Genomic DNA, 23,998 nt, shown 5'->3' with positions numbered 1-23,998 from the left:
GCTCTGGAGCTGTTGTGACCGCTGCCCCGGAGATTAGTTACTGCCGGTCGTCGCCTGCAGGCGCGCCAGTTCGGCCTTGAGTATCGCCAGTTCGGCTTCCAGCTGCGTGACCCGTTCCTGCGCCTCGACCTGTTCGGTGACGTTCTTCTGGATGCCGATGTAGTAGGTCAGCTGGTCGGCGTCATTGACCACCGGGGTGATCGACAGCTCGTTCCAGAACACGCTGCCGTCTTTACGGTAGTTGCGGATGATCTGCCGGCACGGGCGGTGCGTCTTCACCGCTTCACGAATCGCGTCCAGGCCTGGCTGGTCGCGGTCGCCGGCCTGCAGGAAGCGGCAATCCTGATAAAGAATGTCTTCGCTGGCGTAGCCGGTGAGCTGTTCAAAGGCAGGATTGGCATAGATCAGGATGTTGTCGTCACCTTCCTGTTCGGCCACCACGATGCCGTCGTTGGAGGCGTTGATCACCAGTTGCAGCAGTTTGGCGTTGATCATGAGGCGATTTCCCAGGCTATGTCGGCTGCATTCTAAAACATCCGGACGGGCTGTCTACTTGCGGCATAATGCCTGGCTTATCGATTTGGTTCTGACTGTTTCGGAGTTCTGCATGAAGATCGCCATCCTTTCCGGTTCGGTGTACGGCACCGCCGAGGAAGTTGCCCGCCACGCCGAGCGTCTGCTCAAGGCCGCCGGCCATGAGGCCTGGCATAACCCGCGCGCCAGCCTGGCGGATATTCAGGCCTTTGCCCCTGAAGCGTTTCTGGCGGTGACCTCGACCACCGGCATGGGCGAGTTGCCGGATAACCTGCAGCCGCTGTACTTCGCCATCCGTGACCATCTGCCGGCCTGGAGCGGCTTGCCGGGCGGGGTGATTGCCCTGGGCGATTCCAGTTATGGCGATACCTTCTGTGGCGGTGGCGAACTGGTGCGCGAACTGTATGCCGAGCTGGGCATCCGTGAGGTGCAGCCGATGCTGCGCCTGGATAGCAGCGAAAGCGTGACCCCGGAAAGCGACGCCGAGCCCTGGCTGGCCGACTTTATTACAGCGTTGCAAGGCTGATGCATCCGCGCGCGCTGGAGCTGATCGAGGCGCTGCAACTGCAGGCCCATCCCGAAGGCGGTTATTACCGCCGTCTGTATGAGTCTTCTGCGCAGCTGGACGGCGGCCGCCTGTGTGGCACGGCGATCATCTTCCTGTTGCCAGCAGGGGCAGTCAGCCGCTGGCATCGGGTGGATGCCGATGAGCTTTGGCACTTCTATGAAGGTGCGCCGCTGGAGCTGCTGCTGGCCGAGCAGCCCGACGCGGTGCGCTGTGCGCGCCTGGGTCCGGTGGCCATCGGCCAACTGCCGCAGCGCCTGGTGCCGGCGCATGCCTGGCAGGCCGCACGCAGTAGCGGGGCGTTTACCCTGGTGGGCTGCACGGTAACCCCGGGTTTTGACTTTGCCGGCTTCCAACTGCTCAGCGATGACCTTGAGGCTCAGCGCGACTGGCCCATGCTCACGCAGCTGTATCCCGAACTGGTTTGACTCGCAAGGCCACCACGCTGGCCGCCAGAGCGACTCACCTTTGCGGTATCCCTCGCTAGACTCCTTGGCACGCCATAACAAGAACAGCCGAGGAATTCACCATGACCGTAGCTCACGCTCTGCCTGTTATAAGCCTCAAGGATCAGGTCTCCGCCGCCGAATGGCAGACCCGCGTCGACCTGGCTGCGTGTTACCGCTTGATCGCCCTGTATGGCTGGGATGACCTGATCTTCACCCATATATCGGCGAAGATTCCCGGCAGCGAAGATTTCCTGATCAACCCCTACGGCCTGATGTTCCACGAGATCACCGCCTCCAGCCTGGTGAAGATCGACCTGGCCGGCAACAAGCTGATGGACAGCCCGTTCGACATCAACCCGGCTGGCTACACCATTCACAGCGCCGTGCACGAGGTGCGTCACGATGTCGGCTGCGTGCTGCATATCCACACCCCGCAGGGGATTGCCGTGTCCGCGCAGAAGCAGGGTTTGCTGCCACTGTCGCAGCAGTCGTTGTTCGTTCTCGCCAGCCTGGCCTATCACGGCTATGAAGGCGTAGCGCTGAACCATGATGAGAAGTCGCGGCTGCAGGCGGATCTGGGCGACAAGAACTTTATGATCCTGCCCAACCACGGCCTGCTTACCGCCTTCGGCAGCATCGCCGATGCCTTCCTTGGCATGTTCACCCTGCAGCGCGCCTGTGAGATTCAGGTGATGGCGCAGAGCGGCGGCAGCGAGCTGATCCATATCCCGCAACAGGTGCTCGACGGCGCCCGCGCGATGATCGCCGGGGTGATGAAAAGCCCGCAGGGCATGGGCGGCGCACTGCCGTGGCCGGCGCTGCTGCGCAAACTCGATCAACAGATGCCAGGTTACGCAGCATGACGGCGTTGCCAGGGATTGCCCTGGCGGATTGGCGCAGCGCGGGCCAGGACTTTCGCTTTAACGGCCATGGCATCCGCTATTGGACGGCCGGCCAGGGCGAGCCGCTGTTGCTGATTCACGGCTTTCCCTCTGCCAGCTGGGATTGGCACTACCTGTGGGCCGCGCTGGCTGAGCGCTATCAGGTGATTGCCTGCGATATGCTCGGCTTTGGCGACTCGGCCAAACCACGCGGCCATGATTACAGCCTGCTGGAGCAGGCTGATCTGCAACAGGCGCTGTTGGCTCATCTTGGCGAGTCGCGCCCGCTGCATGTATTGGCCCATGACTACGGCGACAGCGTGGCCCAGGAGCTGCTCGCCCGCCATCAGGATGGGCGCATCGCGTTGGCCAGTTGCGTGTTTCTCAACGGCGGGTTGTTTCCAGAAACCCATCACCCGGTGCTGGTGCAGAAACTGCTGCTCAGCCCCATCGGCCCGCTGATCGGCCGGCTATTTAGCCGCCAGAAACTGGCGCAGAGTTTTGCCAAGGTGTTCGGCCCGCAGACCCAGCCCAGCGCCCGCGAGCTGGATGATTTCTGGAGCCTGATTGCCGCCAATAACGGTCCTGCGGTGATGCATCGATTGATCCGCTATATGCCCGAGCGCCGCGTCAACCGCGAGCGTTGGGTGGCGGCGATGCAGGCCACTGCCGTGCCGATGCGGGTGATCGATGGCGCTGTCGACCCGATCTCCGGGGCACATATGGTGGCGCGCTATCGTGAGCTGATCCCCCAGCCGGACACCGTGCTGCTGGAGGGTATTGGTCATTATCCGCAGACCGAGGCGCCCGCAGAGGTGTTGGCGCATTACCTGCAATTTCGCGAAGAGCTGGAGCCTGCAACATGCAACGACGTACTGTCCTGAAAGGTGCCGCCCTCGGCGGTGTGGTCGTTTTGGGGGCTGGGTTCTGGGCCTTGCCCAGTGGGCCCGTACCCGCGGCGCTGAGCCTGGAGGGTGCCCAGCAGGTGCTGGCTGGTTTGGTCGATAAGCCGTTGCTCAGCCTCAAGGGCTGGAGCCCGGCAGAGGTATTCAACCACTGCGCGCAGAGCATCGAGTACTCCATCAGCGGTTATCCCGAGCTCAAGCCCGGTTGGTTCCGCAGCAGCGTTGGCCCGCTGGCGTTTAGCGTATTTGCCGCACGCGGGGCCATGCGCCATCCGTTGGATGAAGCCATCCCTGGCGCCGCCGCATTGAACTCGCCGGCCAGCCAGGCCCAGGCGCTGCAGCGTTTGCAGCAGGCGTTTGCCGACTTCGCCGCCTATCAGGGCGAGTTGCAGCCGCACTTTGCCTATGGCGTTCTTAGCCATGCCGATTACGCGCAGGCCCATGTGCTGCATCTGTATAACCACCTCAGCCTGATCCGCAGGGCTAACGCATAAAACAGCAGCCCCTGAAAACTCGCCGCTAAAGCGCCTCCTACAACTCGATCAACCGTGGGAGGGGCTTTAGCCGCGACAAGCGGGCTACCTTTATGTGGTTGCCTTAGCCTAACTATCCCGCTGCTTTATTGCGCACCATTCAGCGTCGTGCGTACCTATTGTGACCGGAGCGCGACTGCTGGACACTCGGCGCATTGTTAATCTGCCGAGGAATGCTGCATGAGCGACGCCATCCGTTTTCAAGATCAGGTTGTAATCGTCACCGGGGCCGGCGGCGGTCTGGGTCGTGCCCATGCACTGCTGTTCGCCAAACACGGCGCCAAGGTGGTGGTCAACGATCTGGGCGGCAGCACCCACGGCGAAGGCGCCAATGCGTCGGCGGCGGATAAGGTGGTCGAGGAAATCCGCGCCGCTGGCGGTACCGCAGTGGCCAACCATGATTCGGTGACTGACGGCGAGAAGATCGTGCAGTGCGCCTTGGATACCTTCGGTCGCATCGATGTGGTGGTAAACAACGCCGGCATCCTGCGCGACAAGACCTTCCACAAGATGGAAGACGCCGACTGGGACCTGGTTTACAAGGTCCACGTCGAGGGCGCCTACAAGGTCACCCGCGCCGCCTGGCCGCACATGCGCGAGCAGGGCTATGGCCGAGTGATCTTCACCGCATCCACCTCGGGCATTTACGGCAATTTCGGCCAGTCCAACTACGGTATGGCCAAGCTCGGCCTGTATGGCCTGACGCGCACCCTGGCCATCGAAGGGCGCAAGAACAACATCCTGGTCAACGCCATTGCCCCTACCGGCGGCACGCGCATGACCGAAGGGCTGATCCCACCGCAGGTGTTCGAGCAGCTCAAGCCTGAGCTGGTCAGCCCGCTGGTGGTGTACCTGGCGAGCAGCGCTTGCGAAGACACCTCCGGCCTGTTTGAAGTCGGTGGCGGCTGGATGGGCAAAGTGCGTTGGGAGCGCAGCCTGGGTGCCGGCTTCGATCCGCGTGAAGGCTACAGCCCGGAAGATGTGGCGGCCAACTTCGCGCAGATCTGCGATTTCGAGGGCGCGGCCCATCCGAAGGACAATATCGAAGCGATGAAAGAGATGATGGCCAACCTGCAGAAGTTCGCCCTCTGATTGCGCCACTCTGGCGGGGAGATCGGTCAGCAGGCTGATTTCCACCGCGCAGGGCTTTAAGGTGAAGGCCGGCTAAATGCCGGCCTTTGGCTTTTTAGGGGCGGCTGGTTTGCAACACCTACAATCGCGCTCGTGGGCCGGGGCACCACACCGATGCCGTAGCCCGAATAAGCGCCAGCGCAATCCGGGTTTGGTTTCCTGGATTGCGCCCTGTGCCACGGCTTATCCGGGCTACGATCAGTGGCTTGGCTGTTTTATCTGTAGGAGTTTGCATGAGTGTGATCATCGAAAAGAACGGCCCGGTCACCACCCTGATCATCAACCGCGCCGAGGTGCGCAATGCGGTGGATCGGCCGACTGCCGAGGCGTTGGCCAGCGCATTACGGGCTTTTGAAGCGGACGAGCAGGCGCGGGTGGCGGTGTTGACTGGGGCTGGGGGGACCTTCTGCGCCGGCGCTGATCTGGGTGCGGTGGCCGCAGGCGCTGAACGTGCTAATCGTTTGGATGCCGAGGGTGATGGGCCGATGGGACCAAGCCGTATGCAGCTGAGCAAACCACTGATCGCGGCTATCGAAGGCCACGCGGTGGCCGGCGGCCTGGAACTGGCGCTGCTCGCCGACTTGCGGGTGATGGCGGATAACGCGGTGCTCGGGGTGTTTTGCCGACGTTTTGGCGTGCCGCTGATCGACGGCGGTACGGTGCGCCTGCCACGGATTATCGGCCAGGGCCGCGCGCTGGATCTGATTCTCACCGGTCGCCCGGTAGTGGCCGAGGAAGCGCTGAGCATGGGTCTGGTCAACCGGGTGGTCGCCGCCGGCAGTGCCTTGACCGCCGCCCAGCAGTTGGCGCTGGAGATTGCCAGCTTCCCACAACGCTGCATGCTCGCCGACCGCGCCAGCGCTTATGCGCAGTGGGATCTGCCTTTTGTGCAGGCGCTGGGCAACGAGTTTGCTGGTGGCATGGCGGTGATCGCCAGCGGTGAAACCCAGGCCGGTGCGCAGCGCTTCAAAGATGGTACGGGGCGTCACGGCACGTTCTGATCGCTGTGTTTACGGCTTGCCCGGAATCCCGTATTTGCGCAGGCGCATGGCAATCGCGCTGTGCGAGGTGTGCAGGCGGGTGGCCAGTTGCCGGGTCGAGGGGTGGCTGGGGTAGAGCTTTTCCAGCAGGGCTTTTTCGAACTCGGCTACCGCCGCTTCCAGGCTGCTGACTTCGCCATCGGCCTGCTGCGCGGCCACGGCGGTGCCGGCGATATCCAGATCGTCGATCTGTACCAGGTTGCTTTCGCAAATCGCGGCGGCGCGGAAGATCACGTTCTGCAGCTGGCGCACATTGCCGGGCCAGCGGTTGCCCAGCAGAGCCGGGTAGGTGTCCGGCGTCAGCCGGCAGGGCAGGCGCTGGATCTGCGCGCAGGCCTGCTGCATAAAGTGCCGCGCCAGCAGCAGAATGTCCTGACCGCGCTCGCGCAGCGGCGGCACTTCCAGGTTGAGTACATTTAGGCGATAGAACAGGTCTTCGCGGAACGCGCCTTCGTTGACCATCTTTTCCAGGTCGCGGTGGGTGGCGCTGAGGATGCGCACATTGACCTTGACCTCACGCTCGCCGCCCACCCGGCGAAAGGTGCCATCGCTGAGAAAGCGCAGCAGCTTGGCCTGCAGGTAGGGCGACATCTCGCCGATTTCATCGAGAAACACCGTGCCCTGGTTGGCCAGTTCCAGTAGCCCCGGTTTGCCACCGCGCTGAGCGCCGGTAAAGGCGCCGGGGGCATAGCCGAATAGCTCGCTTTCGGCGAGGTTCTCCGGCAATGCCGCGCAGTTCAATGCAAGAAAGGGCGCCGTGCGGCGTGTGCTGATGGCATGGCAGGCGCGGGCGACCAGTTCTTTGCCAGTGCCGGTTTCGCCCTGGATTAACAGCGGTGCATCCAGGGTGGCGACGCGCTGGGCGCGGGTTTTCAGGTTACGAATCGGTGCGGAATCGCCGAGCAGTGAGTCGAAGCCCTCGGCGTGATCATGGTGCAGCGCTGCCAGGCGTTCGCCGATGCGGCTCGGCGCGTACAGGCTGAGCAGGCCGCCGGCCAGGTGCCGCGCACCGCCGTCGACGCCTTCGGTAATCGGTTGCGCATCCAGCAGCAGCGCCTGGCCCTTGAGGGTGACCTCGCGCATCGGCAGGCGGAATTTCTGTTCGAGTAGTTCTGTCTGTAGCTGGCTGTCAGCAAACAACTCGCCAATCCCCAGTCCCTCGGGCTGCTGACCACAGAGTTCGATCAGCGCCGGGTTGGCCAGCAGCACACGGCCCTGACTGTCGACTGCTAGCACCGGGTCGGTCATGGCGGCGAGTAGGGCGTCGAGCTGCAGGTGGCGGCGTTGGCCGGGGAGGATGTCGACAATGGTCACGGCCTGTACGCCGTGTACCTTGAACAGCGCCTCGCGCAGCTCATCGAGCACAGCGGGACTCAAGGTCGGCGCGTCGATATAGACGTTGGGCGGCACCATCTCGACCGCATCCAGGTTGAGATTGCGCCCACCGAGCAGCGCCAGCACTTCCTGGGTGATGCCAACGCGGTCGATAAAGGTGACGTGAATACGCATGGAAACGGGCGGCCGACAGGTTTACGGGTGCGCCAGTATGCCCGGTCTGTCTGGCTTAGTTAAATCTGTCGACTCGCCAGCAGCCTTTTGTTGGTAGGCTTTCGGCGACAGGCCAAACCAGCCTTTGAAGGCTTTGTAGAAGGCACTCGGCTCGCTGAAGCCCAGTTCGCGGCTCAGCGCCTCGACCCGGCAGCCTGGTTGCTGCAGACGTTGCAGTGCATGTTGGCGGCGCACCTGGGCCAACAGGTCAGAGAAGCAGCAGTCTTCCTCGCGCAGATGGCGGTGCAGGGTTTGCCGACTGATACCCAGATGCCGCGCCACACCGTCCGCCGACAGCTCGCCACTGAGCAGGTTCTGCTCAATCAACTGCACGACCTGTAAGCGGGTGCTGTGCTGCGTCGGCAACTGAGCCTGCATGGCGCTGACCCGTTGCTGCATCAGGTCCTTGAGATAGGCATTGGCCCCCAGCACCGGTAGCTCTAGATCACTCTCCAGCAGGTCGAGGTAATCGAAGGTCTCGGTAAAGCGTGGCGGCACCCCGAACACCTGCCGATAGATCGCAGGTGTGGCCAGTGGCGCATGACGAAAACCTACCGCTTGCGGCATCAGTCGCACTCCTGTGAGCTGACGCGCCCAGCACAGTGCGGAACTGAGGCTGTGCTCACTGACGACGGCGTGGCCGAGCAGTGGCGCGTTGAACAGGAAGTGGATACGCACCCGCGCGCCAGATGACTCGACGCGCAGGTTCTCGCCCTCGCTCATCACCGGGATATAGCGGCGAAACAGCTCAATGGCTTCGCCCAGCGTGGCGCTCTGCGCGGCCAGGTGTGCAACCGGGCCGCGGGTGTGCAGGCCGCGCTGCTGGCCGACCAGCAGACCGATTTCCGCGCGCGCACCACGGCTGGCTGCGTGCTGCCAGAGCTGTAATGCCCAGCGCACCGGTACGCGCATTTCCAGGTTTTTCAGCTGCTCCAGCTCGACGCCTAGTGCCTGCAGATCATCCGGGCCTGCCAGGTCGAATCCCTGCAGCGACAGGTACAGATCGAGCAACTGTGACGCGGTCGCGCTAGGTGTGTGGGCCAGTGGCATGGGGCGTCCTTTTCCAACCAGAGTCGTTCGATTGTGCGCCGTAGGTGAGACAAATTGCCACTGCGATGCAACCGCTGGCTATTAAAAGCTCAGCAGCGAGCGACTAGATTGACCGGCAAACAACAACGAGTGCCTCGCACCGCCTGGAGTCTTGCACCATGAGTCATGCCGACCTGATCACCTTGCCCCGCCTGCTGTCTCGCTTGCCGCGCCTGCTGGTCGACCTGCCCGCTATCGTCAAGGGGTTGCATATTGGCAATCGCAGCCGTGGCGATTACCCCGTCAGCCTGGCCAGTTGTATCGAGGAGGCGGCGCGCGACAATCCGCATGGCGTGGCGCTGATCCAGGGCGACGAACAACTCAGCTACGCCGAGTTCGACCGTTGGGCCAACCAGCTAGCGCACTATCTGCGTGCTCATGGCTTGCGCCAGGGCGACAGCGTGGCACTGATGTTCGAGAACCGCTTCGAGCTGCTCGCCGGGGTCGTCGCCTGTGCCAAGCTTGGTGCGGTCAGCGCGCTGCTCAACAGCAGCCAGCGCGGCCGTGTGCTGGCCCACAGCATCAGCCTGGCATCGCCGCGCATGGTGCTGGTGGGTGAGGAGCTGCTGGACGCTTTCACGGAAATCGCAGCGGAGGTGGCGCTGCCCGCCGATGCCTGTCACTACTTTGCTGACCGCCCAACCTGGCGCGACCCTGGCGAGGCCCCCGCAGGCTGGCAGCACCCAGCCGCCGCGCTGCACGACTATCCCGTCGATGCGCCGTTGCTGGAACGCGCAGTGCGCGCTGATGACCCCTGTTTCTATATTTACACCTCAGGCACCACCGGCCTGCCGAAAGCCGTGGTGTTCAACCACGGGCGCTTTATGAAGGGCTACGGTGCCTTCGGTTTTGCTGCCGTGCGCCTGGGCCGTGAAGATCGCATGTACGTCAGCCTGCCGTTCTATCACGGCACCGCCATGGTGGTGTGCTGGGGCTCGGTACTGGCCGGCCAGGCGGCGCTGATCATGGTGCGCAAGTTCAGCGCCAGCCGTTTCTGGGATGACGTGGAGCGGCATCGGGCGACTGCCTTCGGCTATGTCGGCGAGCTGTGCCGTTACCTGCTCGACCAGCCGGCGCGCCCCAGCGACGCCGCCAATCCGATCCGCGTGATGGTCGGCAACGGGCTGCGTCCGAGCATCTGGCAGGCGTTCAAGCAGCGCTTCGCGGTCGAGCGGGTGGTCGAGCTGTATGCCTCCAGTGAGGGCAATATCGGCTTTACCAACCTGCTTAATCTCGACAACACCGTGGGCTTCTCGCCTTATCCCTACGCCATCGTCCGTTATGACCAGGAGCGTGAGGCACCGCTGCGCGAGAACGGCCACCTGCAGCGGGTGGCCAAGGGCGAGGCGGGCCTGTTGCTGGGCAAGATCACCGACAAGTCGCCGTTCCATGGTTACACCAGTGCGCGTGACACCGAGCGTTGCATCCTGCGCGATGTGTTCGAGCCGGGCGACGCCTGGTTCAACACCGGCGACCTGATGCGCGATATGGGCTTCCGCCATGCGCAGTTCGTCGACCGTCTGGGCGATACCTTCCGCTGGAAGGGCGAGAACGTCTCCACCACTCAGGTCGAGGCAGTGCTCGATGGCGTTGCCGAGGTCAGTGAGACCGTGGTCTATGGCGTCGAGGTGGCCAACACCAACGGCCGCGCGGGCATGGCCTGTATCCGTCTGGCCTGCGCGCCAGAGGATTTTGATTTCCAAGCGCTGCTCACGCACTTACGCCAGGAACTGCCGGCTTATGCCGTGCCGCTGTTCTTGCGCTTGAGCGCGGAAATGGAAACCACCGGTACCTTCAAGCACAAGAAAGCGCCATTGAAGGAGCAGGCCTACGACCTTGAGCAGTGTAGCGACCCGCTGTATGCCTGGTTGCCAGGTGCTGATCGCTACGTACCGCTGACCCGCGAGTTGCAGGTGGCCATCGCCGCCGGTCATTACCGTTACTGAGGCCTAACAACCTGGCACGCCTCTTCGCGTGTCAGGGGGCAACTGTCGGCGAGCAAGACCTCAGGGTTCCAGCTTGTAGCCCACGCCGTAGATCGAGTGAATCAGCTCCTGCTGCGGTGCCACTTGTTCCAGCTTGCGCCGCAGGTTTTTGATGTGGCTGTCCACGGTGCGGTCGGTGACGACGCGGTGGTCGCTGTAGGCGCGATCCATCAGTTGGTCGCGGGAAAACACGCGTCCCGGTGTTGTTGCCAGGCAATGCAGCAGGCGGAACTCCACCGGCGTCAGGTCCAACTCTTGCCCTGCGTAGCTCGCTTTATAGGTTGCTGCATCCAGTTGCAGGCCAGTGCTGGGGTGCGTTGGGCGGCGGCGTAGGATGGCGCGTACGCGGGCCATGACCTCACGTGGGCTGAACGGTTTGCAGATGTAGTCATCGGCACCCAGATCCAGGCCGAGCAAGCGGTCGACTTCTTCGACGCGCGCGGTGATCAGCATGATCGGTACTTCGCTGAAGGTGCGCAGTTCGCGGCAGATATCCAGGCCGTCACGGCCGGGCAGCATGATGTCGAGCAGGATCAGTTGCGGCTCAGTCACCCGTACTGTAGGCACCACCGCCAGACCGTCGTCCAGACAGGTCACCCGGTGTCCTGCGGCCTGTAAATAGTCGCGCAACAGGGCCGCGAGTTTGGGTTCGTCCTCCACCACCAGGATGTCGGCGGGGTTTAGTTCGTCGTTGTTCAGCATCAGCGTGCTTCCCGCGGCAGGTTCAGTTGCAACCACAGCCCGCCGAGTGGCGAAGGGCGCGCGTCCAGTGTCCCGCCGTGGGCCTCGGCAATGCTGCGGCAGATCGCCAGGCCCAGCCCCGAGCCGCCGCTGGCACGGCCGCGCGAAGCTTCGCCGCGGAAGAAGCGTTCAAACAGGCGCGGCAGGTCGGCCTCAGCCACCCCAGGGGCGGAGTCGAGCCAGTCCAGCACGATATGCTCGTCCTGCTCCAACAGGCGGATACGCAGCCGCCCGCCCGCTTCGGTGTAGCGCAGGCTGTTCTCCAGCAAGTTGCCGAGCAGTTGACGCAGGCGCGCGGCATCGGCCAGTACCGGCTTGGCCGTCATGGGTAACTGCAGCTCCAGGGTCAGGCTCTGTTCCTGGCAGCGTTCGCGGGCACCGGCCAGGCTCTCATGCAGCAGCTCCACCAGATCCAGCGGCTGCTTGCGATAGGTCAGTGCGCCGACATCCGCCATCGACAGCTCATACAGGTCGTTAACCAGTTGGTTGAGCTGGCCGACTTCCTGCTGCAGCGAGTGCAGCGAGTCGCCGTCGAGCTTGCGCACACCGTCTTGCAACGCCTCCAGTTCGCCGCGCAACACTGCTAGCGGGGTGCGCAGTTCATGGGATATATCGGCCATAAATTCACGGCGCAGTTGTTCGTTGCGCTCCAGGGTGTACGCCAGTTGGTTGAAGTCGCGGGCCAGTTGGCCGACCTCGTCGTTGCTGCTGACACTGACCCGCTCGGCATAGTCGCCGGCGGCCAGGCGATGGGTCGCCGCCGCCACCTGGCGTACCGGGGCGAGCAGGCGCCGCGTGGCCCAGCCGGCGATCAGCGCAGCCAACAGCAACGCCAATGCGCCGACCGCCAGGCTGGCCAGCAACTGGCGTTTGAGCAGCATTGCGCCACCGGCTTCGGTCACGCTCTGGAACGGTGTCATGGCCAGCCAGCCCACCGTCTGGCCGTCCACCTCGATGGGCATGCGCAGGGCATCGGCACGCAACTCGACGAAGCTGATAACGCTGCGCTGTTGAGCGTCCAGCAGGGAAATACGAAACACCGCGCCGGTCAGGTCGGAAGCCGGCAGTTCCCAGTCCGCCTCGTTCACTTGCAGGTCGCCCTGCGGGTGAATCAGTTTGAACCAGGTCTTGCGCTCTTCAAGCAGGCCATCCCAGCTGCGTTTTTCACGGTAGTAGTCGCGCACGCGCGGTAGCACCGCACTCATGCGTTCCTCGGTCTGGCCATTGATATGGCCGAGAAAGCCGCGGGCGAAGCTCCAACCATCGGCTGCGCCCATGGCCAGGGTGGCGAGCAGTGCGGGGCCGAGCACGGCGAGGAAGAGTTTGTGCGACAGGCTGAGTTTCATGACGGACCACAACCGAGGGTGAGCCCCTATTAAGGCCGTCCGTAGCGGGGGATTCAACGGCCCGACGGCAATCTCCAAATTCTCTGCACATTTGCCCCCCAGCATGATCCGGTCGAAACACGATTCGTTCCGGTCAGATGCCGGTTGGAGATAGCCATGTTCCCTACTCTCAGCAGGCCACTGCTTAGCTTGTTCGTCCTGCTTGGCCTGGCAGGTTGCACACCAAGTGCCGAGCCGCCAGCACGCGGGCCCAGTGAAGTCGGCGTGCTCACCCTCCGCACGCAGGCGCAGACCGTTACCAGCGAACTGCCGGGGCGCACCAAGGCCTGGCTGACCGCAGAAATCCGCCCGCAAGTCGGCGGCATTGTGCAGCAGCGGCTGTTTACCGAAGGCGCTGAGGTCAAGGCTGGTGAGGTGCTCTACGTGATCAATCCGGCCACTTATCAGGCCGCCTTCGAGCAGGCCCGTGCCAGTACCGCTGAGGCCAAGGCCGCGCTCAACTCAGCGCGACTGAAAGCCACTCGCTACAGCGAGCTGGTAAAGATCGACGCCATCAGCCGGCAGGACAACGAGGATGCTCAGGCCAGCTTGCAGGGTGCTCAGGCGGTCTATCAGGCCGCTCAAGCTGTCGAGAAAAGTGCGCGTATCGACCTGACCTACACCCGTATTCAGTCACCTATCGCCGGCCGTGTGGAAACGTCCAGCGTGACCCCTGGCGCGCTGGTTACTGCCAGCCAGGACACGCCGTTGACCACGGTGCAGCAGCTTGACCCGCTGTATATCGATATCACCCAGTCCAGCGCCGAGGTGCTGCGTCTCAAGCGCGAACTGGCCGAGGGCCGACTGAATCAGATCAGCGAAGACGAGGCGCAGATTCGTCTGCGGCTGGAGGATGGTACGGAGTATGCCCACGCTGGCCGTTTGCAGTTCAGCAGCGCCAGCGTGTCGCAAAGTACCGGCAGCGTCACCCTGCGCGCCGTGGTGCCGAACCCGGATGGTTTGCTGCTGCCTGGCATGTACGTGCGTGCACTGTTGCAGGAAGCGGTGGATGAGCAGGCGCTGCTGGTGCCGCAACGCGCAGTGAGCCGCAGCCACAGCGGCGCCACCAGTGTACTGCTGGCGGTCGACGGCAAGGTCGAGCAGCGCCAGATCAGTATCGGGCGCAGTGTTGGCAACCAGTGGTGGGTCACTGCCGGTTTGGCTACCGGCGATCAGGTCATCGTCGAAGGTGGCCAGAAGGTTCGGGTTGGCGACAGTGTGCGCACTGCTGCCGTGGTTAGCCCCGTCACGTCCGCCCCCCTGGCCAGCCACTGAGGAGCGCGATATGGCACATTTCTTTATCGATCGGCCGATCTTCGCCTGGGTTATCGCCATCGTCATCATGCTCGGCGGTGGGCTGTCGATCAGCCAGCTGCCGTTGGAGCAGTACCCGGACATTGCGCCACCGACCGTGAATATCTCCGCCACCTACAACGGCGCCTCGGCCAAGACCATCGAAGACTCGGTGACCCAGGTGATTGAGCAGCAGATGAAGGGCCTCGATGGTCTGGTGTACATGTCCGCCAGCAGCAGCTCGGCCGGTAGCGCCAGCATCAGCCTGACCTTCGCCGCCGGCACCGATGTCGACGTGGCGCAGATGCAGGTGCAGAACAAGCTGCAGCAGGCCGAGTCGCGCTTGCCGCAGGCGGTGCAGAACCAGGGCATTACGGTGACCAAGGGTGGCGGCGACTTTCTGTTGATTGTCGCTTTCCAGTCGAGCAACCCGAGCGTCACCAACACCGACATCGGCGACTTTATTGACAGCCAACTGCTCGATCAGGTCAGCCGTGTTGATGGCGTTGGCGAGGTGCAGACCCTTGGTTCGGGTTACGCCATGCGCATCTGGCTGGACCCGGCCAAGCTGCAGCAATATGCGCTTATGCCGTCCGATATCAGCAGCGCCCTGGCGGCGCAGAACACTGAAGTGTCCGCCGGCCAGCTCGGTGCTTTGCCAGCGGTGGCAGGGCAGCAGCTCAACGCGACCATCAGCGCGCGCAGCAAGCTGCAGACGGTGCAGCAGTTCCGCGACATCGTGCTCAAAAGTGACAGCGACGGCTCGTTGGTGCTACTCGCTGACGTGGCTCGGGTCGAGCTGGGCAATGAAAACTACGATGTGGTTACCGCGCTCAATGGCAAGCCGTCGGCGGCCATGGGTATCAAGCTGGCTACCGGTGCCAACGCGCTGGATGTGGCAAAGGCGGTAAAGCTCAAACTTGCGCAATTGGAGGCTAATTTCCCGGCCGACATGCAGCTGGAAACGGCCATTCCCTACGACACCACGCCGTTCGTCAGCCTGTCGATTGAGGAAGTGGTCAAGGCGCTGTTCGAGGCCACTGCCCTGGTGGTGCTGATCATGTACCTGTTCCTGCAGAACTGGCGCGCCACCCTGATCCCCGCCATCACCGTGCCGGTGGTGCTGCTCGGTACTTTTGGCGTGCTGGCGATGTTCGGTTACTCGATCAACACCCTGAGCATGTTTGCCATGGTTCTGGCCATCGGCCTGCTGGTGGACGATGCCATCGTGGTGGTGGAGAACGTCGAGCGGGTGATGGCCGAAGAGGGGCTTTCGCCACTGGAGGCCACACGCAAGTCGATGGGTGAAATCAGTGGCGCGCTGGTTGGCATCACCCTGGTTTTGTCGGCGGTGTTTATCCCAATGGCCTTCTTTGGTGGTTCCACCGGGGCGATCTATCGGCAATTCTCGGTAACTATTGTCAGCGCCATGGTGCTCTCGGTGTTGGTGGCCATGAGTCTCAGCCCGGCGCTGTGCGCCACCCTGCTCAAGCCCATCGCCAAGGGGCAGCAGCACGAGGCGCGCGGCTTCTTCGGCTGGTTCAACCGCTCCTTCGAGCGCAATGCCGCGCGTTACCAACGCGGCGTTAGCGGCGTATTGCGCCGCTGGCCGCGCATGTTGGCGTTTTATGCGTTGATCCTGGTGGCGCTGGCGGTTGGTTATACGCAGCTACCGGGTTCATTCCTGCCCGATGAGGACCAGGGCATGTTGATGGCCATGATCCAGCTGCCGGTCGGCGCCACTGACGCACGTACTCAGGCCGCCACCCAGCAGTTCGTCGAGTACATGCGCGCTCAGCCCGAGGTGGACTCGCTGGTGACCATCACCGGTATAGGTATGGGCGGCAACGCGCAGAACGCCGGGCGGGCCTTTATCAAGTTAAAGGACTGGAGCGTGCGCGAAGGAGTTGAACAGAGCGCTGCCAGCCTGGCGCGGCGGGCCAGTGGCGAGCTGTCCGGCTTGCGCGATGCGAGCATCTTCGTGATCCAGCCGCCAGCCATTCGCGGCCTGGGCGACAGTTCCGGTTTCAACCTGCAGCTCAAGGATGTCGGCGGCGTGGGCCATGACGCGTTGATTGCTGCGCGTGACCAGTTCCTCGCCCTGGCAGCACAGAGCGACAAGTTGGTGGGCGTGCGCAGCAGCGGCCTGGAAGATACGCCTGAGTTTCAGGTCGAGATTGATGATCGCAAGGCCGGTGCCTATAGCCTGGCCCCCGGCGACATCAACAGCACCCTGGGCACCGCCATGGGCGGCAGCTACGTCAACGACTTCGTTTACAACGGCCGGGTGAAGAAGGTGTATGTCCAGGGCGCTGCCGAGAGCCGCATGCAGCCTGAGGATATCGACAGCTGGTATGTGCGCAACAACGCTGGCGAGATGGTGCCGTTCAGCGCGATTGCCAGCAGCAGCTGGAGCTACGCTTCGCCGCTGCTGGAGCGCTACAACGGCAACGCCTCGGTGGAACTGGTCGGCGACCCTGCCGCGGGCGTCAGCTCCGGTGTGGCCATGGATGAAGTCGAACGATTGGTCGCCCAGTTGCCAGCCGGTATCGGCTACGAGTGGTCTGGGCAGTCCTATCAGGAGCAGCTGTCCGGCTCGCAAGCCCCCATGCTCTACGCGATCTCGATTCTGTTCGTGTTCCTCTGCCTGGCGGCGCTGTACGAGAGTTGGTCGGTGCCCTTTGCGGTGATGCTGGTGGTGCCGCTCGGCGTTGTCGGTGCGGTATTCGGCAGTGGCCTGGCAGGGCAAAGCAACGACGTGTACTTCCAGGTTGGCCTGCTCACCACCGTCGGTCTGGCGGCGAAGAATGCCATCCTGATCGTCGAGTTCGCCAAGCAGTTGCAGGAGCAAGGGCAGGATCTGCTCAGTGCGGCCATGGAGGCCTGTCGTCAGCGCCTGCGGCCCATCCTGATGACCTCGCTGGCCTTTATGTTCGGCGTGCTGCCCCTGGCGCTGAGCAGCGGTGCCGGTGCTGGCGGGCGCCAGGCCATCGGCACTGGGGTGCTCGGCGGCATGTTCAGCGCCACCGTGCTGGGGATTTTCTTTGTCCCGCTGTTCTTCGTTCTGGTGCGCCGTTTGGCCGCCCGTCGCGCATCGGCCGCCGCCAACTCAGGAGTAGAAGTATGATTCGTCCCTCGCGCCTGACTCTGTTGCTGCCGGCCTTGCTGCTCGCTGGCTGCGTCAACCTGGCCCCCGATTATCAGCAACCCCAGGCACCAATTCCCCAGCAGTGGCCGGCCAGCGCCGAACTGGGCAGCGCTTCCGTGCAGATTGGCTGGCAGGCGTTCTTTCTCGATGCGCGCTTGCAGCAGGTGATCGAGCAAACCCTGGCCAACAACCGCGACCTGCGTGTGGCCGCCCTCAATGTCGAGAAAGCCCGCGCCCTTTACCGGGTGCAGCGTGCTGAGCAATTGCCGACCATAAGTGCCGGGGTGAGTGGTAGCCACAGTCGCACCCCATCCAGCCTTAGTGGTACGGGCAGCGCCAGCACCACTCACCAGTACAGCGCCGCACTGGGGCTGAGTAGTTACGAGCTGGACCTGTTCGGGCGCATTCGCAACCTCAGCGACGCCGCTCTGGAGGATTACCTGGCGCTTGAGGAAACACAGCGCAGTACACAGATCAGTCTGCTGGCGGAGGTGGCCAATGCCTGGCTGACTCTGGCCGCCGACCGCGACCTGCTCAAACTGGCCGAAGAAACCCTGACCAGTCAACAGGCCAGCTACCAGCTGCAGCAGCGCAGCCATGCCCTGGGCAATGCCTCGGGGCTGACCCTGGTTCAGGCGCAGACTACCGTGGAGTCGGCGCGGGTCGACGTGGCGACCTACCAGAGCCAGGTGCAGCAAGACATCAATGCCCTCAACCTGCTTGCCGGCAGCCAACTGGCCGATGACCTGTTACCCAGCGGACTGAATGAGAACAGCGCCGAGTTGCTGGACGTTCCTGCCGGGCTGCCCTCCAGCCTGTTGCAGCAGCGCCCTGATGTGCTGGCGGCTGAGCATGACCTGAAGTCCTCCACCGCCGATATTGGCGCGGCGCGCGCGGCGTTCTTTCCCCGTATCAGCCTGACCGCCGGCGCTGGCTCCAGCAGTGCGGCCTTGAGTGGGCTGTTCAGCGGTGGCAGTGGAGCCTGGAACTTCGCCCCGAGCATCAGCCTGCCGATCTTCGATGCTGGGGCCAACCGCGCCAACTTGCAGGTGGCCGAACATGAGCGCGACATTCAGTTGGCGACCTATGAAAAGACCCTGCAGGGTGCATTCCGCGAAGTGGCTGATGTACTGGCCGAGCGCGGCACCCTGCGTCAGCGCATGGATGCCCAACGAGCACTGACCGATGCCACGGCCAAGAGTTACCAACTGGCGGACGCGCTTTACCGCAACGGCGCCAGTAGCTACCTCGACGCGCTCGACTCACAGCGCCAGCTGTATACCGCCAGCCAGGCGCTGATCAGCCTGCAACTGACCGAGCAAAGCAACCGCATAGCCCTGTACCGCGTGCTGGGTGGTGGTATTGCTGAATAACGGGACTGAATGGGTTCCATCTTTAGTTGGCCACAGAGGCGAGCTCCCCTGATCGTCTACGCCATTTTGTGGGTTATTTAACTGGCGTCTCGATTAGCTTCAAACCTGACCTGCATTCAGCCGCAGGTCAGACGAATGATCACTTCGCTCTCATCGATATCGATGTTCAAACGCTGCGGGTTGTAATCCATGGTCGCAGCGTCGCCGGGGGCGAGTACGCGCAGGGTCTTGGCGTTGGCTTGCTGCTGCACCTGCTCGATCAGTTCGGCGCTGGCGGTCTTGCCGAGTGCGCCGTGCACCTGCTCGACATTGCAGTCGCCGCTGATTTCGGCGGTTTGCTGCGCCGGCGGTTGCGAGCTGCAACCGGCCAGCAGGGCGAGCAGGCTGAGGCTGGCGAGGTGATGACGAAGAGCCATGGTCTATTTCCTTGTCTGCATAAAACCAAGTCCAGCCTAGCAGTCGTGTCCGTTGTAGCTCAACGTTAGGCTGGCAAATCAGTTCAGGCTCTTGCATCAGCGTTTCCGCAAGCGCAGGCAACTTCCCTACAATTGCGCTTTTCCCCAGAGCAGGAGGTTCTGTGCAAGCGGTGATCTCGATTCAACAGCTGAGCAAGACCTACGCCAGCGGCCATCCGGCGCTGCAGGACATCAATCTGGATATTCGCCCCGGCGAGATCTTTGCGCTGCTCGGCCCCAACGGCGCGGGTAAGACCACCCTGATCAGCATTATCTGCGGCATCGTCAATCCGGGCGGCGGGCGGGTGTTGGTGGGCGGTAAGGACATCATCAAGGACTACCGCGCGTCCCGCTCGCAGATCGGCCTGGTGCCGCAGGAACTGGTCAGCGATGTGTTCGAGACCGTCTGGGCGACGGTGAAATTTAGCCGTGGCCTGTTCGGCAAGAAGCCCAATCCGGCCTATCTGGAGCAACTGCTCAAGGACCTGTCGCTGTGGGATAAGCGCGACGCGAAGATTTTCGAGCTGTCCGGCGGCATGAAACGTCGGGTGATGATCGCCAAGGCGCTGAGCCACGAACCGCAAATTCTGTTTCTCGACGAACCCACTGCCGGCGTTGACGTTGAGCTACGCCGCGATATGTGGAATATGGTGCGGGCCCTGCGTGAGCGCGGTGTGACCATCATTCTCACCACCCATTACATCGAGGAGGCCGAGGAAATGGCCGACCGCATCGGGGTGATCAGCAAGGGCCGGATCATTCTGGTGGAGGACAAGCAGGCGCTGATGCACAAACTCGGCAAGAAACAGCTGACCCTGCAGCTGCAACAGCCCTTGGCGAGCATCCCCGCCGAGCTGGCACGCTACCCGCTGGAGCTGATCGATGAGGGCCACGCCCTGGTGTTCACCTTCGACACCCAGAGCGAGCACACCGGCATCGCTGAGCTGCTCAAGGACCTGGCCCAGCACGGCATCGACTTCAAGGATCTGCAGTCGAGCCAGAGTTCGCTGGAAGACATCTTTGTGTCTTTGGTCAAGGAGTCGCGCGCATGAATTTCTACGCAATCCGTGCCATCTACCTGTTCGAGCTGGCGCGCACCTGGCGCACTCTGCTGCAAAGCATCGCCACCCCGGTGATCAGCACGTCGCTGTATTTCGTGGTGTTCGGTTCGGCCATCGGTTCGAGCATGACCCAGGTGCAGGGCGTCAGTTACGGCGCGTTTATCGTGCCGGGGCTGATCATGCTGGCGCTGCTCACCGAGAGCATTTCCAACGCCTCGTTCGGCATCTACATGCCCAAGTACTCGGGGAGCATCTACGAGCTGCTGTCGGCGCCGGTGTCCTACCTGGAAATCCTCATCGGCTATGTCGGCGCGGCGGCGACCAAGTCGATCATTCTCGGCCTGGTGATCCTGATTACTGCGCGGTTGTTTGTCGATTTCGAGATTCTTCACCCAGTCTGGATGTTGGCGTTTCTGGTGCTTACCGCGCTGACCTTCAGTTTGTTTGGTTTCATCATCGGCGTGTGGGCCGATGGCTGGGAGAAGCTGCAGGTGGTGCCGGCGCTGATCGTCACGCCGCTGACCTTCCTCGGTGGCGCGTTCTACTCGATCAGCATGCTGCCACCGGCCTGGCAGACGGTGACCCTGTTCAACCCGGTGGTGTACCTGATCAGCGCGTTCCGCTGGAGTTTCTATGGTGTGTCCGACGTCAATGTTGGCCTGAGCCTGGCGATGATTCTCGGCTTTCTGCTGCTGTGCATTCTGGCTGTGGGCTTTATCTTCAAAACCGGTTATCGGTTGAAAAGTTAAGCCAGGAACTGTAGCCCGGATGCAATCCGGGGAGGCATCAGCCAATTTCCCGGATTGCATCCTGGCTACGATTGATTGCGGTAGACCCTATGTTTCTCTGCAAGGCCTGCAACTTTGTAGGGAGGATCGGGGCGCGTAGCCGACGCTTTACCCATCCACCAACCGCGATGGTGGATGAAAACAGCGTCATCCACCCTACATAACTGAAAAGCTGAAGCGCGCTTGATGCGCTAGTGTGGGAGCGGTCTGGTCGTTTGGTAGCCCGGATGAAATCCGGGGCCATGCTACCAGCCATCCCCGGATTGCATCCGGGCTACGGTTCAGCCTGTCGCGGGAGGAAGAGTGGACAAGGATCAGCCAACGGAGGTGCAGGCCCAGCTTGCGCAGCTCTACCGCGATGAATCGCGCCGCGTGCTGGCCACCCTGATTCGCTTGCTGGGCGATTTCGACCTGGCCGAGGAGGCGTTGCACGAAGCCTTTCGCGCGGCCATGGAGCAATGGCCGCAGAGCGGTGTGCCGGCCAATCCGCGCGCCTGGTTAGTGTCGGTGGGGCGCTTCAAGGCCATCGATAACCTGCGCCGACAGCGGCGCTTTCAGCCGCTGGATGAACACTTCGACCTGGCCGATGACGCACCGCTGGACGAGGGCGAGCTGCTTGAAGACGACCGCCTGCGGCTGATCTTCACCTGCTGTCACCCGGCGTTGGCCAGCGATGCTCAGGTGGCCCTGACCCTGCGCGAAGTCTGCGATCTGGGCACCGAGGAAATCGCCCGCGCCTTCCTCACCACACCCGCCACCCTGGCCCAGCGCATCGTCCGTGCCAAGGCGAAAATTCGCGATGCGCGCATCCCCTTTGAAGTGCCCGGACGCAGCGAGCTGCCAGAGCGCCTAGACGCGGTGCTGCGGGTAATTTACCTGGTGTTCAACGAAGGTTATTTCGCCAGTTCGGGCGATTCGCTGACCCGCGCGCACCTGTCCGATGAGGCCATTCGCCTGGCGCGCCTGCTGCTGGAACTGCTGCCCGAGCCGGAAGTACAGGGTTTGCTGGCGCTGATGCTGCTGCACGAGTCGCGGCGCAGTGCGCGCAGCTCGGCCAGCGGCGAAGTGGTGCTGCTGGAGGCGCAGGATCGTCGCCAGTGGGACCGCGCACTGATCGCCGAAGGCGACACGCTGGTGCTGCAGGCCCTGCATTCGCGGCGTTTCGGCCCTTACACCCTGCAAGCGGCGATTGCTGCCGTGCATGCCGAAGCCGCCCACGCCGAGCAGACTGACTGGGCGCAGATCGTCGGGCTCTACGACGCTTTGCTGCGCCTGAGTCCATCACCAGTGATCGAGCTCAATCGCGCCGTGGCGGTGGCCATGCAGCAAGGTCCGGAGGCCGGCCTGACGCTAATCGACGCGCTGCTGGCCAGCGGCGAACTGACGGATTACCACCTTGCGCATGCCGCGAGCGCCGACCTCAATCGCCGTCTGGGCCGCGTGCAGCTTGCGCGCACGGCCTATCAACGGGCGCTGGAGCTGGCCCAGCAGGGCGCCGATCGGCAGTTTCTGCAGATGCGCCTGGATCAGCTGGCGGCCGACTGAGCTGCCATTCGCCTGGAAGATCCCTGCTGCTTGGCTACCGTTGGTCGGGCCTGAAAATAGTTTATCCGTCGCTGTCGATTCAGCGCCGCGCCATTCGATTAGTCAGTAACCGCGCCACACCACCGGAGAACGCCATGAAATACCTGTGCCTGGTCTACAGCAACGAGCATGCGCTGCATAACTCCCCCGACAGCCCGCGTGACGAGGAGTGTTTCGCCTATGCCGAGTCGGTGGCCACTAGCGGCCGCATGCTTGCCGCCGAAGCGCTGGAGTCGGTGCAGACCGCCACCACGGTGCGCATGCGCGGCGGCAAGCTGTCGATCATCGACGGCCCGTTTGCCGAGACCAAGGAGCAGCTGGCGGGTTTTTATCTGGTTGAAGCCCGTGACCTGAATGAAGCGATCCAGTTGGCCGGGCATATTCCGGCGGCGCGGGTCGGCTGCGTGGAAGTCCGCCCAGTGCGCGAGTTGCAGGTTTGACCCCATCCCCATGCAAGGAGAGTCGAGATGAACAACACCGCCCATGCCGCAATTCAACAGCAACTGGACTCTTGGGCTGCCGCCTGCCGGTCCAAGGATGTCAGCCAGATCATGCGCCACTATGCCGAGGACGTGGTGGCCTACGATGCCATCGGTCCGCTGCGTTTCCAGGGCCGTGAGGCCTATCAGGCGCATTGGCAGGCCTGCATGGACATGTGCAGTGGCCAGGCCATGTTCGAGATCCATCAGCCGAGCTTTCTGTGCAGTGATGGGCTGGCCGTGGTGCACTACCTGTTCCATTGTGGCGGCAGCGATGACAAGGGCGAAATGCACAGCAGCTGGATGCGCGTAAGCCAGTGTTTCCGTCAGCAGGGCGGGCAATGGCTGATCGCCCATGAGCATTTCTCCATGCCGTGCGACATGGAAAGCGGAAAAGTTTTGTTTGATTTGCAGCCATAGTCTTGTAACTCACGGGGCACAAGGGCTGCAGCCAAACAGCGGTAGGTGCGCCGCAGATTTGTGGTTACGACCAACGTCTTAGGGCTTGCCTAAAGGGGGGCTTAGTGGCGTAGGCTGGAGTTGTCGCCTTGCTTGGCGACGCTTTCGCGAACAGTTGAAGAAGGAAAGCTTTATGCAAATCCAAGTTCACAGCGATAACCACATCGAAGGCAGCGTACGGCTGGTGGAGTGGGTGAGTGCCAGTGTTGCCAGCAAGCTGGAACGCTTCGATGACGAGTTGACCCGCATCGTTGTTCACCTGCATGACGACAACGGCGCCAAAGCCGGCGCGTACGACAAACGCTGCCAGATCGAAGCACGGCCAAAGGGCCTGCAACCTATTTCCGTTACCCACAAGGCCGAGTCACTGGAGCAGGCCGTCGACGGCTCCATCGAAAAACTGCACAACGCCCTTGAGCATCAATTCGGCAAACTGCGCAGCAAGCGCGTCACGCCACTGCACGCCGACGAGGCCAGCGATATTCCGGGCCAGGACGCACTGCTGCAAGAGGACTTCCTCGCCGAGGAGCAGCTGCGCGCCGTCTAACTAAACGCCACGGGCAGCCGGCCAG

Annotated in this window: 23 protein-coding genes; 17 read left to right on the top strand and 6 right to left on the bottom strand. The window is 62.8% G+C overall.

What is annotated here, in order from left to right; all coding sequences use genetic code 11:
* Nucleotides 1–33: 33 nt before the first annotated feature.
* Nucleotides 34–495 (bottom strand): PAS domain-containing protein, encoded by a 462-nt coding sequence (locus tag Q8M42_RS06190; RefSeq protein ID WP_304867011.1) that lies wholly within the window; start codon nt 493–495, stop codon nt 34–36.
* A gap of 112 nt (nt 496–607) precedes the next feature.
* Here Q8M42_RS06190 and Q8M42_RS06185 point away from each other — a divergent pair, with 112 nt between their 5' ends.
* The 7 genes from Q8M42_RS06185 to Q8M42_RS06155 all read left to right on the top strand — a co-directional run bounded on the left by Q8M42_RS06185 (nt 608) and on the right by Q8M42_RS06155 (nt 5,999).
* The gene (locus Q8M42_RS06185; protein WP_304867009.1) at nt 608–1,060 is read left to right on the top strand and encodes a flavodoxin; all 453 of its coding nucleotides are present in this window, start codon (nt 608–610) and stop codon (nt 1,058–1,060) included.
* Nucleotides 1,060–1,527: a cupin domain-containing protein gene (locus Q8M42_RS06180; RefSeq protein WP_304867006.1), complete on the top strand. Its 468-nt coding sequence runs from the start codon at nt 1,060–1,062 to the stop codon at nt 1,525–1,527. Before Q8M42_RS06185 ends, Q8M42_RS06180 begins: the two co-directional genes overlap by 1 nt.
* A 101-nt stretch (nt 1,528–1,628) precedes the next feature.
* The gene (locus Q8M42_RS06175; RefSeq protein WP_304867003.1) at nt 1,629–2,411 is read left to right on the top strand and encodes a class II aldolase/adducin family protein; all 783 of its coding nucleotides are present in this window, start codon (nt 1,629–1,631) and stop codon (nt 2,409–2,411) included.
* The gene (locus Q8M42_RS06170) at nt 2,408–3,313 is read left to right on the top strand and encodes an alpha/beta fold hydrolase (protein WP_304867000.1); all 906 of its coding nucleotides are present in this window, start codon (nt 2,408–2,410) and stop codon (nt 3,311–3,313) included. Before Q8M42_RS06175 ends, Q8M42_RS06170 begins: the two co-directional genes overlap by 4 nt.
* Nucleotides 3,292–3,828 carry a DUF1569 domain-containing protein gene (locus Q8M42_RS06165; protein ID WP_304866997.1) on the top strand — a complete coding sequence of 179 codons (537 nt, stop codon included), beginning with the start codon at nt 3,292–3,294 and terminating at the stop codon, nt 3,826–3,828. The genes Q8M42_RS06170 and Q8M42_RS06165 overlap by 22 nt, the downstream gene beginning before the upstream one ends.
* 219 nt (nt 3,829–4,047) lie before the next feature.
* Nucleotides 4,048–4,959: an SDR family oxidoreductase gene (locus Q8M42_RS06160; RefSeq protein ID WP_304866994.1), complete on the top strand. Its 912-nt coding sequence runs from the start codon at nt 4,048–4,050 to the stop codon at nt 4,957–4,959.
* Nucleotides 4,960–5,231: 272 nt separating this feature from the next.
* Nucleotides 5,232–5,999, top strand: a complete 768-nt coding sequence (locus Q8M42_RS06155) for a crotonase/enoyl-CoA hydratase family protein (protein ID WP_304866991.1) — start codon at nt 5,232–5,234, stop codon at nt 5,997–5,999.
* Nucleotides 6,000–6,008: 9 nt separating this feature from the next.
* Here Q8M42_RS06155 and Q8M42_RS06150 read toward each other — a convergent pair whose 3' ends face one another.
* A complete protein-coding gene (locus Q8M42_RS06150; RefSeq protein ID WP_304866988.1) occupies nt 6,009–7,547 on the bottom strand; it encodes a sigma-54-dependent transcriptional regulator in 1,539 nt (512 codons plus the stop codon).
* A 21-nt stretch (nt 7,548–7,568) separates the two neighbouring features.
* The gene (locus tag Q8M42_RS06145; protein ID WP_304866985.1) at nt 7,569–8,636 is read right to left on the bottom strand and encodes an AraC family transcriptional regulator; all 1,068 of its coding nucleotides are present in this window, start codon (nt 8,634–8,636) and stop codon (nt 7,569–7,571) included.
* A gap of 158 nt (nt 8,637–8,794) precedes the next feature.
* Between Q8M42_RS06145 and Q8M42_RS06140 the strand changes: the two genes are divergently transcribed.
* Nucleotides 8,795–10,621: a long-chain-acyl-CoA synthetase gene (locus tag Q8M42_RS06140; RefSeq protein WP_304866982.1), complete on the top strand. Its 1,827-nt coding sequence runs from the start codon at nt 8,795–8,797 to the stop codon at nt 10,619–10,621.
* Between the two features lie 60 nt (nt 10,622–10,681).
* Here the strand turns inward: Q8M42_RS06140 and Q8M42_RS06135 are convergent, their stop codons facing one another.
* Entirely contained in the window at nt 10,682–11,362 is a 681-nt protein-coding gene (locus Q8M42_RS06135) for a response regulator (protein WP_304866979.1), read from the bottom strand.
* Complete coding sequence (locus Q8M42_RS06130) at nt 11,362–12,747, bottom strand: ATP-binding protein (RefSeq protein WP_304866976.1); 1,386 nt, start codon at nt 12,745–12,747, stop codon at nt 11,362–11,364. The genes Q8M42_RS06135 and Q8M42_RS06130 overlap by 1 nt, the downstream gene beginning before the upstream one ends.
* A gap of 156 nt (nt 12,748–12,903) precedes the next feature.
* Here Q8M42_RS06130 and Q8M42_RS06125 point away from each other — a divergent pair, with 156 nt between their 5' ends.
* Genes Q8M42_RS06125 through Q8M42_RS06115 form a run of 3 tightly spaced genes read left to right on the top strand, consistent with a single transcriptional unit; the run spans nt 12,904 to nt 18,600 of the window.
* Nucleotides 12,904–14,061, top strand: a complete 1,158-nt coding sequence (locus Q8M42_RS06125) for an efflux RND transporter periplasmic adaptor subunit (protein WP_304866973.1) — start codon at nt 12,904–12,906, stop codon at nt 14,059–14,061.
* Nucleotides 14,062–14,071: 10 nt separating this feature from the next.
* The gene (locus Q8M42_RS06120) at nt 14,072–17,206 is read left to right on the top strand and encodes an efflux RND transporter permease subunit (RefSeq protein ID WP_304866970.1); all 3,135 of its coding nucleotides are present in this window, start codon (nt 14,072–14,074) and stop codon (nt 17,204–17,206) included.
* Nucleotides 17,203–18,600: an efflux transporter outer membrane subunit gene (locus Q8M42_RS06115; protein WP_304866968.1), complete on the top strand. Its 1,398-nt coding sequence runs from the start codon at nt 17,203–17,205 to the stop codon at nt 18,598–18,600. The genes Q8M42_RS06120 and Q8M42_RS06115 overlap by 4 nt, the downstream gene beginning before the upstream one ends.
* Before the next feature lie 116 nt (nt 18,601–18,716).
* Here the strand turns inward: Q8M42_RS06115 and Q8M42_RS06110 are convergent, their stop codons facing one another.
* Complete coding sequence (locus Q8M42_RS06110) at nt 18,717–19,016, bottom strand: I78 family peptidase inhibitor (RefSeq protein ID WP_304866965.1); 300 nt, start codon at nt 19,014–19,016, stop codon at nt 18,717–18,719.
* A 161-nt stretch (nt 19,017–19,177) separates the two neighbouring features.
* On the opposite strand from Q8M42_RS06110, the gene Q8M42_RS06105 reads away from it, so the two are divergent.
* The 6 genes from Q8M42_RS06105 (at nt 19,178) to Q8M42_RS06080 (ending at nt 23,973) form a co-directional block, all read left to right on the top strand.
* Nucleotides 19,178–20,107: an ABC transporter ATP-binding protein gene (locus tag Q8M42_RS06105; RefSeq protein WP_304866963.1), complete on the top strand. Its 930-nt coding sequence runs from the start codon at nt 19,178–19,180 to the stop codon at nt 20,105–20,107.
* Nucleotides 20,104–20,865 (top strand): ABC transporter permease, encoded by a 762-nt coding sequence (locus Q8M42_RS06100; protein WP_304866960.1) that lies wholly within the window; start codon nt 20,104–20,106, stop codon nt 20,863–20,865. The genes Q8M42_RS06105 and Q8M42_RS06100 overlap by 4 nt, the downstream gene beginning before the upstream one ends.
* Nucleotides 20,866–21,231: 366 nt before the next feature.
* Complete coding sequence (locus tag Q8M42_RS06095; RefSeq protein ID WP_370692711.1) at nt 21,232–22,449, top strand: RNA polymerase sigma factor; 1,218 nt, start codon at nt 21,232–21,234, stop codon at nt 22,447–22,449.
* A 134-nt stretch (nt 22,450–22,583) separates the two neighbouring features.
* Nucleotides 22,584–22,928 carry a YciI family protein gene (locus Q8M42_RS06090; RefSeq protein ID WP_304866955.1) on the top strand — a complete coding sequence of 115 codons (345 nt, stop codon included), beginning with the start codon at nt 22,584–22,586 and terminating at the stop codon, nt 22,926–22,928.
* Between the two features lie 27 nt (nt 22,929–22,955).
* Nucleotides 22,956–23,387, top strand: a complete 432-nt coding sequence (locus tag Q8M42_RS06085; RefSeq protein ID WP_304866952.1) for a nuclear transport factor 2 family protein — start codon at nt 22,956–22,958, stop codon at nt 23,385–23,387.
* A gap of 172 nt (nt 23,388–23,559) precedes the next feature.
* Nucleotides 23,560–23,973 (top strand): HPF/RaiA family ribosome-associated protein, encoded by a 414-nt coding sequence (locus Q8M42_RS06080; RefSeq protein WP_304866949.1) that lies wholly within the window; start codon nt 23,560–23,562, stop codon nt 23,971–23,973.
* Nucleotides 23,974–23,998 lie beyond the last annotated feature (25 nt).

This window comes from Pseudomonas sp., assembly GCF_030684895.1.
GTDB lineage: Bacteria > Pseudomonadota > Gammaproteobacteria > Pseudomonadales > Pseudomonadaceae > Aquipseudomonas.
The sequence above is the reverse complement of the archived record's forward strand: the minus strand, read 5'-3'. Positions and strand labels throughout refer to the sequence as shown.